Origin of the sequence: Chryseobacterium binzhouense (assembly GCF_007474545.1) — a bacterium.
Classification (GTDB): domain Bacteria; phylum Bacteroidota; class Bacteroidia; order Flavobacteriales; family Weeksellaceae; genus Chryseobacterium; species Chryseobacterium binzhouense.
Genome location: NZ_VKOG01000004.1, coordinates 324,139 through 340,793, shown reverse-complemented (window position 1 = coordinate 340,793; position 16,655 = coordinate 324,139). Strand labels below are relative to the sequence as shown.

Genomic DNA, 16,655 nt, shown 5'->3' with positions numbered 1-16,655 from the left:
TGCTTTATGGTTTGTAGTTGTATTGATATTCTTTCAGGATCTTTCCTTCTTCATCCACTATCTTTTCCAGCCTGTTGGCTGTATCATATTTGTAAATCTCCCTGATTCCCGATGGCGGAGTGATACTGGTTACCCCAATGAGCAGGTCATAAGTATAGGTTGCCATTTGGAAGTTTTTAAAATTAATGTCATTTCTAAGGGCATCCAAAGCGGTAATCAGATTGTTTTCTGTAGCAGGATTTGCTGCATCTGAATTGGAGGCATTGATGATAGCAATAATCAAAGGATTGTTTTTGATGTTGTTATACAATGCACCTTCAATCTTAGCAATAGGCTGCGTACCGTTGTACCCCCAAATGATTGAGGTTGGAACACCGTCTTTGGCGGTGTACTGAAGAATGTTGCCCTTTAGATCATATTGATCAAATGTTACCTGTGTGGAAGCATTTCCGCTATGAAGATTATAAGATATAGCCGAACTTGGAAACAAATGCGATGCATCATCATATCTGGTTTCAGATTTTGAAACCAAGGTTTCAGCAGATAAAGGAGTCACTTTTTCAGTCACCGTAACCTCCAGCGGAAGCCCGATCATATTGGCGTTGATGAGTCTGGTGTTGTTTTTTTCGTGGGCGTATTTATTCGAGGTGATTATAGTGTTTCCTTCAGGATGAGTTTCTGTAATCATCGTAGGATAATCATATGAATTATATTGATATAGTTTTGTTGTTTTTAAAGGTGTTTGATTAGGGAAATAATTGATTATTTCATGTTTTTTCAGATTAGTTTTTCCTATAATATCATTTTTTAGATAATAAGCAATAAAACTATAAGAATCCTTAGTCTGGGTAATGCAGTAAGGTCTGTAAGGTTGATTTATCATCATTTGGCCATTAACGATGATACTTGGACTATCATGTGCATTTTTGTACTCTTCGTAAGTATTAAATACTGATCCATAAAGAAACTCATCATAATATGCTGTCCCGGTGAATCTAAGACCTATACCTGTAGGCATGCTTTTGACAACAGTTTCTTCATACTCAAAGATTTCCTCATTAATTGGATTTGTATCATTCTCTTTATAAACTTTTTTATTAAGAATATTTCCTCTTCTGAAGTCGTAATTTTCAGCAGGTAGGAAAGGAGATCTGAAAGAAGGAAGTGAAAGGTTGGGATAATCAATTGGAGATGTAAATTTATAAAGTGTTTTCCCGTTTCCTGATTCACTTTGAACAACAAACTGATATCCAATATCTCCCCCTTTAGTTTTTTGAACATTTAGGAAGTTATGTTTTGATGTTGTTCTTATTACGTTATTACCAGTATAATAATTGGGATTATCGGGTATAGAATAATAGAAGAATTTATAAGTATAGAGATCTTCATACGAATACATAGGTTTAGGAAATACCAATGCGCCACTGCTTTTTTTAGAGTCTTGAGGACTTTCATATTTGTATTCAGTCATTTTGGATGGCGAAGTGAAAAAATTGTTATCTCCTTCAAAGTATTTAATTGTTTTTACACGAATCCCTCCTCCCAGCAGGAATTTATAATTATTCATATTTCTGACTTTATAAAAAGAATTAACCCATACGCTAAAGTTTGGTACGGAGCCGGGAGAATATTTGTCTAGCTTAAAGTAATATATACCGGGATCCAAGATAGCAGGATCTAATTCATAGGTGACATTACTATTTCCAGAACTGTCAAAACCTGGTCCTACTGATCTAATTGGAATATAATTGTTACCTTCTCTTTTATAGAGTATAAGGTTCCACTGATAGTTACCTTGCATTATATCATCCAGGTTCAAAGCAAAAGAAACCTTCATTGTTCCGGTAAGTTCAAAGGCATATTTATATCCAGAATTGAAATTAGTGAAGTTAGTATGAGATGAACTAGGATCCCAGTTGAATTCATTGTCATCAAAATTTGTAATTTCAACCGTGTTTGGAGAAAAATTTTCAGAATCCGGCTGATGGGTATAGGTGTTTACTTCATAATCAAGTTCTATTTTTCCTTTTGTAGGGAGAGTCATTACTTTTAATTGACCTGCTCTTACACATTCATCTCTGTAAGAGTATCCTGCATCATTACATTTTATATATTTCCATTCATCCTCAGTCATTTCTAGTTTATAAGGATAATACTCAAGATTATATCCGCTCATCATATTACCATCTTTATCATATTTTTTTACGCTATTTAAATTGAGTCTAGATGAATTATATCCGTTATTATAGCCATGAAAAAAAATATTACTTTCTATTAAATGACTATTTGAGTCAAAAATTTTTATTTCTTTCAGACGTGGTAAATTGCCGATAAGCGACCCTTCATAATTACTGTCAAGTCTACCGTAATCATATTCGAATGCAATTTTCCCTTTGTCTATAACAATGATTTCCTTAAGAGATCTGGTTTTTGTATTAATCTTACTAGAAGTGCTTTCTTCTATTTTAGGAAGTGCTGAGTTTGCAGAAGGTAATTGATCTTGGTTAAAAGTTAATGGTATTTCATAATCTCTGTTTATTTTTGAAAGGCTTGCTATACTTATTTCTTTCTCAGGATAATAATTTAATAAAACAAATAACTGATCATGTGAGTTTCTGATTGAACTTAAATGATAACTGCTTGTATATGGACTATTGTATCCTGAGTTTATATTATCTCCGCCTAAAATATTCTGAGAATATGAAAAATAACTTGTATGTGATGCTTCTTTCATATTAAATACAAATTTGTTTCCTGATTCATCTGTAATTTCAAATGAATTGATCAAATCTGAAGAGTAAGCACAAGTTATTTTAAGATTATTTTTATCCAGTAAAACAGGAGTAAGCACACCATTGTTCTTAACTACAATAAATCTTCCGGAATAATTTAAAAAACTATATTGATAAAGATCATAACTAGTATCAAACCTATTTTGATACATTGCTTCATATAGCAATTTCCTGTAGTTGTCATTATCCAAAGGTAAATAATTGGAAGTTGGAGATGCGAGAACTGCCTCTATAAACTTTTTGGTATAGTTTCTGTTGGCAGGAAGTACATTTTCTGACATTTCATCCAAATAGATCCCGTATTTCCGTTTAGGTGAGTTACCAGATATAGATATTGTTTCTATTTCATCTGGCAGATCTATAACTGTTCTTGAGATAGTTCCTCCAGCAAAGAGACTCCATCCTATCCCAGCTTCACCTGCTCTATCTTCTGGTTTTAGGTTTAACGAGTGATATTTTAAACTTAAATTAATACTAACATTACTAAGTCCTGTAGCCATTGAATAGATGGGAATAGAAATATCAGGTACTCCAGTATAATGGCTTACGGGAACTTCTTCAAACTTCATTAGATTATTTACTGAAGGAGCCGGAGGTATTATATTAGGAGTATAATTTTTTACCTCTTGTGCATCAATAGTAGTAAAAGAAAAAGCTATATATAAAATTATTCTCTTCATCTGTATTTATTTTTTAATAATTTTCGCATTTGCGGTTTTGTTGTCATTGGTTTTCACCACCACCAGATACGCTCCCTGAATGAGATTCTGGGTGTTGATCTTGGTGATTTTGTTTTTGGTTCTCAGGCTTTGCAGCTGTCTTCCGCCCATATCGTAAATGATGATCTCAGCTTCAGCTTTCCCATCACCCAGCTTCCAGCTTGCGGATTCCATTCCGATCTCCACATAACAGTAATCACTCACCGGATTCGGATAAATTCTGATGTCCTGCTTCTCAATCAATTGATCAATCTGACTGTCGCCCAGCTTCACAATTTTCCAGTTTTCTTTGCCTAACTCTTCAGCACTTGTTCCTGCTAAGACAATAGATCCGTCTTTGTTCAGTTTTAAATCAGATAACCTTTCTTCTTTTTTTCGGGATTCGCCCTTCACGTATTTCCGCCACTGCTCATTGCCGTTTTGGTCAAGATAGAGCATCCAGAATGTTTCGTCATTGGCTTCTATTCTGCCTTCCGACTGCGTATAACCACCCAGCAAAATGCCTTGGGTTAAGTCTTTATTCTTTTCTCTTTCATCTTTTCTCTGAATCACATTCATTCCCATCAACACATCACGGTTTCCGAAATTGTAGGATTTCTGCCAGAGTTCTTCTCCTCTGGAATTTAAAGAGACGAGCCAAACATCTGTTCCTTCTTCAATTCCCACAGTTTTATTGCCTGACCTTTCCGATCTGGAGCTTCCCCCGATGATGTATCCTACTGAAGTATACGCCAGAGTGGTTAAGTGATCATCACCTTTCCCTCCGAAATTCTTTTCCCATTCCACCTTTCCGTCTCTGTTAAGCTTAATGATCCAGTAATCACCCTCGCCTTCGTTAGCTGTGGACTTAGAGTAACGTGCTTCGGGATTCGAGGTTCCACTTGTACCCTGCATCCCGGAATTCTTACCAGAACCCGCATCCTGTACCTCGGAACTTCTGGAATACACTCCCAATAACGCCCCTCCGTCCGGAGTGGGAATCATTTTCTCTACTTCATCCAGTCCTCTTCCGCCTAAAATAATCTGTGAAATTTCTTTTCCGTTTTTATCAAGCTTAATGACCATTACATCTTTAGAACCGAAACCTTTGGGTGAATTTTTTACGCTTCCTGCCACCATAAATCCGAAGTCCATGGTCTGGATAACAGCTTTTGCTTCCTCATCCTGAGCGGTTCCGATGGTTTTCTGCCAAAGCTCATCACCAAATTCGTTCAGTCTTATAAGCCAGATATCGCTGCCGCCTTTGGAAGCGTCTTTCTTATCCAGTCCTGTCGTGGAAAATGAAGTTCCCACTACCGCAAAACCTCCGTCCTGCGTACTGATCGTTGACTGGATGTAATCGTGGTTGTTTCCGGCAAAATATTTTTCCCAGACCTGTTCGCCCTGCTGGTTGAGCTTTACCAAATGGAAATCGTAACCATTGTTTTGCTTACTGCCTTCAGCTTGTAGCTTACTGCTTTGAATAGAGCTTCCGGTAATAAGGTACTGCTGATCAATGGTTGTTGTCACCTGCGAGAGAAAATCCTGGGTATTGGAACGGATGTCTTTCTGCCATATTACCTCCTGAGCCTGCAATACAGCCATGGTGCATACAAGAAATGCACCCGAGTAGAGTTTTTTCATAGCTGCGTTTTTTTAATAGTTTATTTTTTAATTTTTCAAATATAAATGAATTTTTTGAATGTATAATTCACCATGTTTTTTATTGGTTTAAGATTGTTTCACGCAAAGATTTACTTTCAAAATGTTTATTTTAAGATGCAAAGGCAATTAATTGCTTCGCAAAGCGTGAAATATCGCTTCATCAATCAAACTGTTGATTAACTCTTTATATATAAGATTATTTTGATTCAACTTTGAGTTAAATATGCGCGAAATATTCCTGTAATAAGTTTTTATTAATTTTCACGCAAAGATTTATTTTCAAAACGTTTTATTTTTAAGATACAAAGGCAATTAAATTGCTTCGCAAAGCGTGAATATCGCTTCATCAAATCAACCTGTTGATTCATCTTTGCTCCTTATATATATAAGATTATTTTGATAAAACTTTGCGTTTAAAATATGCGCGAAATATTCCTGTAATAAGTTTTTTGTTAATTTTCACGCAAAGATTTATTTTCAAAATGTTTTATTTTAAGATGCAAAGGCAATTAATTGCTTCGCAAAGCGTAATAATACAGCTTCATCAATCAACCTGTTGATTTAACTTTGCTCCTCATATATAAGATTATTTTGATAAAACTTTGCGTTTAAAATATGTATTAAATGTCCATAGAATAAGTTTGTTGTTATTTCTGCAAACCTAAATCGCTAATGCGACAAAACTTGACGTGTTTGAAATGAATTCAATAAAAGTCAATTCTATTTATAACTTTTGTTTACATAATTTCTAGGAGAGAAGTATTCAGAAATATTTTTAGGAGTAAATTTCATAAAAAAGCTTCTTCATAATCTTTAGTGAAAGAATTATGAGGAAGCTATGAGTTGTACTTGATAGTATTGTCTGAAAATTTTATTCTACTACAAAACTATTAAAGATTAAATTTCTTATCTCTTAGGCAGGAAAATTTCGGCAAGCATGCAGCGTGCACTTCCGCCGCCATTTACTTCAATGGTATTCAGATCAGAATAAATGATTTCACAATATTTTTCGATGTTTTCAATCTGATTTTGTTCTAATGACTGGTAAGCTGTCTGGCTCATAATCAGAAATTTTTTACCATCCGTATTTTGCACCTGAAGCATATTGCCGGCAAATTGCTGCATCTGCTTTTCAGAGATTTCTATAATTTCTTTACCAGATTTTTTGATGGTTTCAGCAACCATGTCTCTTTCAATTTCATCATCAATGCAGTTTAAACAGATAACTACAAACCGATCTGCCACACACATCATTACATTGGTGTGGTAAATAGGAAGTCTTTCGTTGCCAACTGTTTGAAAAGAATGAAAAACAACAGGTTTAAACCCATATTTTGCACAAAATTCTCTGAAAAGATTTTCATCCAGCCTTAAAGAAACAGAACCGTAAGCAATTTTGTTGTCATGATCGAAAATCATGCTTCCCGTTCCTTCCAGGAAATGTCCTTGAGTTTCAGGTAAAGACCAGTCATCTAATTCGCTCACTTCGAAACCTTTCTGTTTAATGGTTTCAATAATGTCTTCCCTTCTTTCAACTCTTCTGTTGGAGGCGAACATAGGATACAAAACAACTTTTCCGTCCCTGTGAAAGCTGACCCAGTTATTTGGAAAAATCGAATCCGGAGTATGTGGATCTATAGTGTCTTTAATTGTAATAACATTAATTCCCTTGTTTTTCAGTTTTTCAACAAAAACTTTAAATTCTACCAAAGCTTTGGACTGAATATCTGCTTCTTTTTGTTCGACCTGAAAATAGTTGTTCTCTGCCGTTTCTGCATTATATCCAAACGCAATCGGCTCTATCATTAGTACGGTATCTGTGGTTTGCATTTTTTAGTTAAAAATTGGAATTATAAAATAATAAGCAGTTTTCCATTATTCTCTCACAAGCGGAAGGGTAGAGCATCTCAGTAAGCCGCCCATTTTAGAAATCTCCCGGTAAGGAATTTCTTCTACGGTCATTCCCCATTCGTTTCTCAGGTGGTTGTTCATTCTTGTAAACGCTTTGTCGGATACAACAACTTCAGGGGAAATAGAGAAGATATTCGGGAACATTTCAAACATTTCTTCATCTGTTACATGAAAACAGTTTTCTTCTCCGAAAATATCAATGATTAAATTGTAATCGCTTTCGTCTACAAAACCATTTTTATAAATGATACATTTGTCATTTCCAACGGGGTTGAAAGTGCAGTCCAGATGCAAAATTCCCTGATAAGGTTCCTGATCATTTTTTTTCAACTCAAGATCTATGATTCTCTTTTTTGGAAAATATTCCTTAAGAATTTCGATAGCATATTCGTTGGTTCTTGCAGTTTTGTAGTTTCTGTAATCTTCGCTAAAGCAGGTTCCGATAAAAAGAAAATCATTCCAGACGATAACATCGCCTCCTTCAATGTGGGCTGTTTCCGGAAGGTTGATGATTTTTCTCCATTCTACCTCTTCAAAAACTTTTTTGTAGGCATTCTGTTCATCTGCTCTGTCTGAAATTACGTTAGAAATAATCATCTTATCGTCAATCACAAAAGCGACATCTCTTGCAAAGACCTGATTGTAATCTGCAATAATATCTGGACGGAAAACCTGTACATCGTACCTTTTCAGCACTGCTTCAAAAGCATTCATTTCATTAATAATATCTTCTTCTTTAGGATAGATATTATTCTGTATAGTATGATATGATTTTGCGTCGTAGCTCTCTTGCAGAGTAGGAACCATACCCATAGAATTGGGCTGTCCCAATACAACGGATTTTAATCTTCCTGTTTCGTTTTTGATATTCAATTTCATAAATAATGAGAATTAAGCAAATATAAACAAACGCAGGCGAAGGGAAAAGTTTTTGTATACCTCACATTCAGAGAATTTTCGCTGAGTTTTGTGAATGTGAGAAATCCTGTTTAATTCATCTGATGATTATGGAAAATTCAGATAGATTTAGTAGAATCACAAGTTTTTATAAGGATAAAATCTTTAAAAATTATTTGTTAAAAAAGCCTATTCTCTGTTAAAACGGGCCAGTTTTTTATCAATCCAGATGGTAGCAAAAGGGAAAAATGCAGCAATAATGGTAAATACAGTGTCTTCATCATCCCATTCGTAAATTTTTCTCATCGAAGGAAGAAACAAAAGATAAAGTGTAAAAAACAACCCGTGAAGATTCCCGATAATGATGATGTAGATTGTAGGAAGGATGCTTTCTTTATCTGAACGGATCCAGATCATAGCCGTAAACAAAAAAAACCATGAAATGGCTTCTGCAAGGCAAATCTGCTTAAACCATCTGATCATTTGCTCCTGAGAATATTTTGAGAAAAATTTTTCTATAAAATTCATAATACTAAACTAAGAATTATTTTGTATCTAACATCTAATATCAAGATTTATAAAAGCTGCTTCCATCTACATAATCAAAAACTTCCGGTGGAAGCATGGGTCTTACATTCTTTCCTTCTTTTATCATATTTCTGATTTCTGTAGCAGAAAGTTCAATAATGGGCGCTTTTATCAATGAAATGTTTTCATGCCGGGAAATTTCAGATTCATTATTTTGTTCATTGCTAATTCTCGGATATACAATAATGTGGTGGTTTTTGATCAAAATATCAGCATTTTTCCATTTATGAAGACTTTGCAGATTATCTTCGCCCATGATAAGGCTGAATGAATAATCAGGATATTTTTCTTTAAGATAAGTAAGCGTGTCAATTGTATAACTTGGCGTAGGCAGCCCAAACTCCACATTAGAAGCCCTCATAGACGGATAATTGCGGATGGCAAGTTCTACCATTTCCAGTCGGTTGTGATCTTTAAGCAAAGATTTTTTTTCTTTAAAAGGATTCTGAGGACTTACAACAAACCACAACTCATTCATGTCAGAGTTTTCCAGAATGTAGTTTGCCAAAATCAAATGACCGATATGAATAGGATTGAACGAACCGAAAAATAAACCGATTTTTTTCATTATTAAGCCAATAGTCAATTTTGCTTCACAAGTCAATTCGTTATGCTTGTAAATTTAAAAAATATTAGTCAGTAGGATGATTGAATTAACATTCATACTAAAACAAATTCACTTATTCACCGTCTAAAAACTTTACGTCTTTGATGTTCAGACAATGAGTTACATTGCCTTTCCAGTGATTCTCCTCCAAAGTAAATGCAATGTCGAAGTTTTTAGTTCTGAAATCATCCGCAAACTGCCCAAGTTTAAAACCAATACATTCTATATTTCTTCCTGTGGATTCTTGCTTAATATAAAATTTCAGATGATTATTGTCTTTCCCCATCGTTTTAACATATCCCGAAATTTTCTGATTTTTTAAAACCAGATTAGGCTTCATATTTTGAGGTCCGAACGGAGCCAGCTTTCTGTGGAAATTGATAAAATCACGGTTAATCTCGTCAATATGCACTTCAGAATCTATGGTAATGGATGGCTCTTTCTGATGATCCTGAATTTTTTCGGCAACTATTTTTTCAAATTTAATTTTAAATGCTTCAAACTTGCTTTTTTCCATAGAAAGTCCTGCAGCCGCATGATGCCCGCCAAATTTCAAAAAATATTCCGAGCACATATCAAGCGCTTCATGTACATCAAAATCTGAAACCGATCTTGCTGATGCAACCATTTCGCCATTATTTCCGTCGGTAAAAACCAAAGTAGGCTTATAGTACGTTTCCGTAAGACGGGATGCTACAATCCCGATTACTCCTTTGTTCCATTCCGGGTGATAAACAATGGTAGAAAATTTTGTTTCCTGCTGAGATTCTATGATCTGATTGAGTGCAGAAAGGGTAGAGTTCATATCCAGTTCTCTTCTTTCATCATTCAGATTCATGATGTCGTTTACGATTTGGTGTGCATGTTTCAGATTGTCAGAAACCATGAGTTCGACTGCTGCCTTCCCGTGAGAAATTCTTCCTGCTGCGTTAATTTTCGGAGCAATTTCAAAAACAATATTCGAAATTTCAAAGTGAGAAAGCTTATCTTCAGGAATAAGAAGTCTCAGTCCCATATTTCTGGTTTTGCGGAGTGTCTTAAGACCCATTTTTGCTAGAACGCGGTTCTCACCCGTCATTGAAACAATATCTGCAGCAATAGAAATTGCCAAAAGATCGGTGAGTTCAAAAAGCTCAGCTTCAGGAATTTTATAAATAGTATTGAGACCCTGGCAAAGTTTGAATCCTACGCCGCAACCCGAAAGTTCTTTGAAAGGATATCTGCAGTCGCTTCTTTTAGGATCTAAAACCGCAGCTGCTTCCGGTATCTCTTCGCCTGGTAAATGGTGATCGCAGATAATGAATTCTATATCTTTGCTTTTGGCGTAATTAATCATGTCGATTGCTTTTATTCCGCAGTCTAAAGCAATAATTAATGTAAAGCCGTTTTCTTTGGCAAAATCAATACCTTCGGTTGATATTCCGTATCCTTCAGAATTTCTGTCGGGAATATAAAAGTCTAAATATTTTTTCTGAACGATTTTACTCAGATAAAGGTACATAAGCGCAACGGCAGTGGTGCCGTCTACATCGTAATCTCCGTAAACCAGAATCTTCTCACCGTTTTCGATAGCTGTTGCAATACGCTCTACAGCCTTTTGCATATCCGCCATCAGAAACGGACTGTGGATATCGGTCATGTTGGGTTTGAAAAATTCTCTCGCCTTCTGATAATTGTCAATTCCTCTGAGAACTAATAGTTTGGATTCAAAAGTTCCGAAACCAAGCGACGAACTCAATCCATCAACAATTTCTTCATCAGGTTCTGGTTTGTAAATCCATTTTTGACTCATTTCACAAAAATAGGCAAAATTTATTTTAAAATCCATTGAAAATTTAAGTCGTTATAAAAATAATTTCCATAATTGGAGGGTTTATTTTTAATATAATCTATTGAAAGTGAATAATATTTTAATAAAATTTAAAAAAAATTAATGTTTATTGAATCCAAACGAAACCATGCTTCGTAAATGATTTTAAATACTAAACCTATTTTAAAATAATATTATGAAAAAAACAATTCAGGTTTCCAGTAAGGGAGCGACCCTAGACACAGGAAGACGAAACTTCCTAAAATTGAGTGGTATTGGTATTGTTGCAGCAGGTCTTACATTGGTAGGCTGTAGTGATGATGATTTTGAAATTATTGATAGTAATGTCTTCGACTTAGGTACAGGAGATGTTGGTGTTTTAAATTATGCTTATGCACTTGAGCAATTGGAGGCAGATTTTTACACCAAAGTAGTGAACAACTTTTATTCAGGGATTTCTTCAGTTGAGCAGCAGATTTTTACAGATTTGTATCATCATGAGGTTATCCACAGAGATTTCTTCAAAGCGGCTATTTCAGGAGCAACTTCTAATGTGTTGCCAACTTTGGAATTTCAGTATCCGAATGTAAATTTTAATGACAGAAATTCTGTTCTGGCAACAGCAAAAGCTCTTGAAGATACAGGAGTAGCTGCTTACAACGCAGCAGGGAAATATATTTCTAATCCGGATTATCTCGTAATAGCAGGAAAAATTGTTTCTGTAGAAGCAAGACACGCTGCAGCGATCAGAGATTTGATTAATCCAGGTACTGCGGCATTCTCAGGCGATGATGTAATTGATGCCAATGGACTCGATGTGGCCAAAGAGCCATCAGATATCGTAATGGCAGCAGGCGGATTTATTAAAACTAAATTTACCTGGAAAGAAAGAGGCATTAACTAAATTATCAATTCAAAATTTTATTATTATGAACATTCTTAAATTACTAGATAGATTATCAGACGATTCTTTTTTTACAAAACAAACGTCCAGATCAGAAACGCTTTCAGACCTTTCAACTTTTGGGAAAAAAGCAGCAGTTGCCGCTCTTCCATTAGGATTGGGAAGTTTTATGGCAACATCAGCAAAAGCAGAGACTGTTAACACAGAAAACCCGACATTTGCAATGAAGAATGCTCTTACCGATGCTCTTCAATTGGCATTGACGCTGGAATATCTTGAAGATGAGTATTACAGAATCGGACTTAATTCCGGAACTTTGATTCCTAATGCCGATCGTGTTGTTTTTCAGCAAATATCTAAGCACGAAGCTGCTCACGTAACTTTCCTTAAAAATACACTTACCTCACTGGGCGTAACTCCGGCTGCCAAACCAACTTTTGACTTTACGGCTGGCGGAAATTTTACACCTTTTACCAATTATCAGCAGTTTTTAATTTTAGCACAAGCTTTTGAAGACACAGGAGTGCGAGCTTACAAAGGTCAGGCTGGAAATGTGATGTCAAACAAAACGGTTCTTCAGGCTGCTTTGCAAATCCATTCTGTGGAAGCAAGACACGCTTCTCAAGTGAGAAGAATGAGATCTAATAAAGGCTGGATCGAAAATGCAGACGGTGGAAATATGCCTGCAGCAACCAATCCGGTATATGCAGGAGAGGGAGTTACGGTACAGGCAGGATTTAATACAGCTACCGCATTTGGTGCTGCTGCAGGATCTGCATCTTACGATGAGGTTTTAAGCGGATCAGATGCTACTGCCATTGCTTCATTGTTTATTGTATAGTATTATTATAAATAGAAATGTTTTCTTTCAATCCTTTTCATTTAATTGAAAAGGATTTTTTAATTAAATCCCTAAACTGATAAAAGCTTAGGGATTCATATTTTAATAAAGATTCAAAAATTAAGAATACATTTTCTCTCTTAATTCTTTTACTTTTTTATCACCAAGATATTCGTCGTATGTCATTTCTCTGTCGATAATTCCTGTCGGAGTCAGCTCAATAATTCTGTTACAGACAGTAGAAAGCATTTCGTGGTCATGTGAAGCCAGTAAAATGTTTCCTTTGAAGTTAGACAGTGAGTTGTTCAATGTTGTGATACTTTCAAGGTCTAAGTGGTTGGTTGGTTCGTCAAGTAAAAGAACATTGGCTTTCTGAAGCATCATTCTGCTGAACATACATCTCATTTTTTCACCTCCTGAAAGCACTTTACATGATTTCAAAGCTTCATCACCTGAGAAAAGCATTCTTCCTAAGAATCCTCGTACAAATTCCTCATGACGCTCCTCATCATTTTTGGTAAATTGTCTCAGCCAATCAACCAAACTTAAATCTTCCTGAAAGAAGTTGGTGTTATCCAAAGGCATATGAGACTGATTTGTAGTAACTCCCCAAGCAACAGTTCCTTTATCTGCTTCTACGTTTCCTGCTAAAATTTCGAAAAATTCTGTAATTGCTAATGAGTTTTTAGACAAAACAGCAACTTTATCTCCTTTTTTAAGATTTAAATCAATATTTGAGAATAATAATTCTCCGTCTTTTGTCTTTTCAAGACCTTTAACATCTAAGATCTGGTCTCCCGCTTCTCTTTCCATTTCAAAAATAATCGCAGGATATCTTCTTGATGAAGGCTTAATATCGTCGATGTTTAATTTGTCGATCATTTTCTTTCTTGCAGTTGCCTGTTTCGCTTTTGCAACGTTTGAGCTGAATCTCGCAATGAAGTCCTGAAGTTCTTTCTTCTTTTCTTCAGCCTTTTTATTAGCCTGAGCTCTTTGTCTCGTTGCTAATTGGGAAGCTTGGTACCAGAAAGAATAGTTACCGGTATAAAGATTTAGTTTTGCATAATCCAAGTCACCGATATGCGTACAAACGGTGTCTAAGAAGTGACGGTCGTGAGATACAACAATTACGGTGTTTTCATAATCCGCCAGGAAATCTTCCAGCCATGAAATAGTTTCAATATCAAGGTCGTTTGTAGGTTCATCCAGAATAAGTACATCAGGATTTCCGAAAAGCGCCTGAGCCAAAAGAACTTTTACTTTATCTTTGTTCTCAAGTTCGCTCATCATTTGCCAATGCATATCATCTTTAATGCCTACATTGGAAAGCATGGTCTGTGCGTCAGATTCTGCAGTCCAACCTCCCATTTCGTCATAGATCACACCCAATTCTCCGGCTTTGATACCGTCTTCATCAGAGAAGTCTTCTTTCGCATAAAGCGCGTCCATCTCCTCTTTTATCTCGAATAATTTTTTATTACCTCTCAAAACTGCTTCAAGTACCGTATACTGATCGTAAGCAAAGTGATCCTGCTCAAGAACTGACATTCTTTTTCCAGGTTCCAAAGATACGTGTCCTGTTGTTGGGTCTTGTTTTCCGGTCAATATTTTAAGGAATGTAGACTTTCCTGCACCATTTGCTCCGATAATTCCGTAGCAGTTTCCTTTCGTAAACATGATGTTTACTTCGTCAAAAAGAACTCTCTTCCCGAATTGTAAAGATAAGTTAGATACTGTTAACATATAGTTTTGTAAATTTGGCGCAAAATTACAAAAAGAAATTGGGTAAATGATAATATTATCATACTCAACTTTTTATCGCAAGGAAGATTTTGTACATTTAAGGATTAAAACTATCAAAATGAAGATTGAAAAGACAGTCAGAATACTAAATAAAAGAGCCCGTTTTGAATATGAGATTCTCGAAGAAATAGAAGCGGGGATGGTCTTGACCGGAACAGAGATTAAATCATTGCGTTCTTCAAAAGCATCCATCACAGAGTCGTTTTGTCAGTTTATTGATGGAGAACTATATATTATTAATATGATGATAGATGAATATAAGCTAGGGACATTCTATAATCATAAAACAAAAAGGGAACGAAAGTTGCTGTTGCACAAAAGAGAATTGGCAAAATTCGAAAAGAAATTGAAGGATGCAGGGAATACTATTGTTCCTTTGAAGCTTTATATTAATGATAATGGCAAAGCCAAAATATTAATAGCACTGGCAAGAGGTAAAAAACTCTTTGATAAGAGGGAAGCCATTAAAGATAGAGAAAATAAAAGAAACCTCAATAGAATATTAAAGAAAAGTTAAAAATCATCCTGAAAACTTTGTTTATAAAGAAAAATTATATTTATTTTGCAATATCAATTATTTAATCATTTAATTCTATGAAAAATCTAAAATTAGGAATTTCAGCATTGGCGCTTACGGTTGCCTCTACTGTTTTCGCTCAGACGACCAACAATCCGTGGTTAATCGGGGTTGGTGCGCATGCGGAAAACCATACAGCACAACGTAGCAATTTCAGCAATACGTTCTCTGCTACTAATTTGACGAAGAATATGTTCAATGTGAACAACTTCTCAATTACACCTCCATTATCAAAATTAACTGTTGCAAGAAACGTTGGTAAAGGTTTGGTAATCGACTGGCAGACTACTGTAGGTAATGTTGAAAACAAAAGATTCAACATGGGTAAGGAGTTTTTCCTTCAGACAGGTCTTGGTTTCCAATTTAAGGCAGCTGGTCTTCTTTGGGACGAAGAATCTTGGTTTGACCCATACTTAAGAGTTGGTGCTAACTACCTAAGACATGATTATACAGGTCTTTCTTTCCCTAGACAGGCTTTAATCAACGGTAATCCTGCTGAGATGATCGGTAACGGAGAAAACGGAAACGAAATGGGTAAAGCTAATTTCTTAACTGTTTCTACTGGTGCAGGTCTTAATCTTTGGTTGACTAAGAACTTTGGTCTTGGGGTACAAGGAGATTACGTTTCAACTCCAGGTGATAAATCTAATGTTGCTAACTTCTGGCAAGCTTCAGCTACATTGAACTTCAGATTCGGAAACAGAGACAGAGATAAGGATGGTATCTTAGATAAAGACGATTTATGTCCAGATACTCCAGGTTTACCAGAATTCCAGGGATGTCCTGATACAGATGGTGACGGAGTTCCAGATAAAGATGATCAATGTCCAGATGTTGCAGGTCCAGTTGAAAACAACGGTTGTCCTTGGCCAGATACAGATGGTGATGGTGTAATCGACAAAGATGATGCTTGTCCTACAGTTGCAGGTCCAGCTGAAAACAACGGTTGTCCTTGGCCAGATACAGATGGTGACGGTATCTTAGATAAAGATGATGCTTGTCCTACAGTTCCAGGTGTTGCTGAGTACAACGGATGTCCACCTCCACCAAAACCAAAACCAATTGATGTAACTATTACTGAAGAGTTTAGAGATCTATTGTTTGATTTCAATAAAGCAACAATCAGAAAAGAGTCTAGCGGTAAATTAGATACAGCTGCTAAGATTATTAAGGATGCTCCTGCTGAAAACTTCGTAATTATTGGTATGACTGATAAGAAAGGAAGTGATTCTTATAACTTGAATTTATCAAGACAAAGAGCTGCTGCTGTAGTTTCTGCTTTAGAAGCTAGAGGTGTAAACCCTGCTGTATTGAAGTCAATTGGTATCGGTGAGCAAGAAGCTACAGTTCCTGAAACTGCTTCTGACGCTGAAAGACAAGCTGACAGAAAAGTTATCGTAAGAGCTATCTCTGGATCTGAGTGGGAAACTTACAAAAAATCTGACTTGCCAGCTACTCCTAAAAAGAAAGCTCCGGCTAAAAAAAGAAAATAATAAATTTTTCTAAATATTAAATACCTCTGGTTTTCCAGGGGTATTTTTTTTATTGCTGATTTTGAGTAA

Annotated in this window: 12 protein-coding genes; 4 read left to right on the top strand and 8 right to left on the bottom strand. The window is 35.7% G+C overall.

Annotated elements, in window-relative coordinates; all coding sequences use genetic code 11:
• Nucleotides 1–4: 4 nt before the first annotated feature.
• The 7 genes from FNE73_RS12340 to recJ all read right to left on the bottom strand — a co-directional run bounded on the left by FNE73_RS12340 (nt 5) and on the right by recJ (nt 10,950).
• Entirely contained in the window at nt 5–3,472 is a 3,468-nt protein-coding gene (locus tag FNE73_RS12340) for a hypothetical protein (RefSeq protein ID WP_143884899.1), read from the bottom strand.
• Nucleotides 3,473–3,478: 6 nt separating this feature from the next.
• A complete protein-coding gene (locus FNE73_RS12335; RefSeq protein ID WP_143884898.1) occupies nt 3,479–5,134 on the bottom strand; it encodes a T9SS type A sorting domain-containing protein in 1,656 nt (551 codons plus the stop codon).
• A gap of 927 nt (nt 5,135–6,061) precedes the next feature.
• Entirely contained in the window at nt 6,062–6,985 is a 924-nt protein-coding gene (gene ctlX, locus FNE73_RS12330; RefSeq protein WP_143884897.1) for a citrulline utilization hydrolase CtlX, read from the bottom strand.
• Between the two features lie 45 nt (nt 6,986–7,030).
• Nucleotides 7,031–7,945, bottom strand: a complete 915-nt coding sequence (locus tag FNE73_RS12325; RefSeq protein WP_143884896.1) for a dimethylarginine dimethylaminohydrolase family protein — start codon at nt 7,943–7,945, stop codon at nt 7,031–7,033.
• Between the two features lie 207 nt (nt 7,946–8,152).
• Nucleotides 8,153–8,491 (bottom strand): DUF3817 domain-containing protein, encoded by a 339-nt coding sequence (locus FNE73_RS12320; RefSeq protein WP_143884895.1) that lies wholly within the window; start codon nt 8,489–8,491, stop codon nt 8,153–8,155.
• A gap of 40 nt (nt 8,492–8,531) precedes the next feature.
• Nucleotides 8,532–9,119 (bottom strand): nicotinate (nicotinamide) nucleotide adenylyltransferase, encoded by a 588-nt coding sequence (gene nadD / locus FNE73_RS12315; RefSeq protein ID WP_143884894.1) that lies wholly within the window; start codon nt 9,117–9,119, stop codon nt 8,532–8,534.
• A gap of 112 nt (nt 9,120–9,231) precedes the next feature.
• Nucleotides 9,232–10,950, bottom strand: a complete 1,719-nt coding sequence (gene recJ / locus FNE73_RS12310) for a single-stranded-DNA-specific exonuclease RecJ (RefSeq protein WP_143884975.1) — start codon at nt 10,948–10,950, stop codon at nt 9,232–9,234.
• 214 nt (nt 10,951–11,164) lie between these two features.
• Between recJ and FNE73_RS12305 the strand changes: the two genes are divergently transcribed.
• Together FNE73_RS12305 and FNE73_RS12300 are read left to right on the top strand one after the other, a co-directional pair.
• Nucleotides 11,165–11,872: a ferritin-like domain-containing protein gene (locus tag FNE73_RS12305; RefSeq protein ID WP_143884893.1), complete on the top strand. Its 708-nt coding sequence runs from the start codon at nt 11,165–11,167 to the stop codon at nt 11,870–11,872.
• A gap of 25 nt (nt 11,873–11,897) precedes the next feature.
• Nucleotides 11,898–12,713, top strand: coding sequence for a ferritin-like domain-containing protein (locus FNE73_RS12300; RefSeq protein WP_143884892.1), 816 nt, complete (start codon nt 11,898–11,900; stop codon nt 12,711–12,713).
• Nucleotides 12,714–12,833: 120 nt separating this feature from the next.
• On the opposite strand, the gene FNE73_RS12295 is transcribed toward FNE73_RS12300, so the two are convergent.
• Nucleotides 12,834–14,456: an ABC-F family ATP-binding cassette domain-containing protein gene (locus FNE73_RS12295; RefSeq protein WP_143884891.1), complete on the bottom strand. Its 1,623-nt coding sequence runs from the start codon at nt 14,454–14,456 to the stop codon at nt 12,834–12,836.
• Between the two features lie 118 nt (nt 14,457–14,574).
• On the opposite strand from FNE73_RS12295, the gene smpB reads away from it, so the two are divergent.
• A complete protein-coding gene (gene smpB, locus FNE73_RS12290; RefSeq protein WP_089744851.1) occupies nt 14,575–15,033 on the top strand; it encodes an SsrA-binding protein SmpB in 459 nt (152 codons plus the stop codon).
• A gap of 77 nt (nt 15,034–15,110) precedes the next feature.
• Nucleotides 15,111–16,586, top strand: coding sequence for an OmpA family protein (locus tag FNE73_RS12285; protein ID WP_143884890.1), 1,476 nt, complete (start codon nt 15,111–15,113; stop codon nt 16,584–16,586).
• Nucleotides 16,587–16,655: the final 69 nt, after the last annotated feature.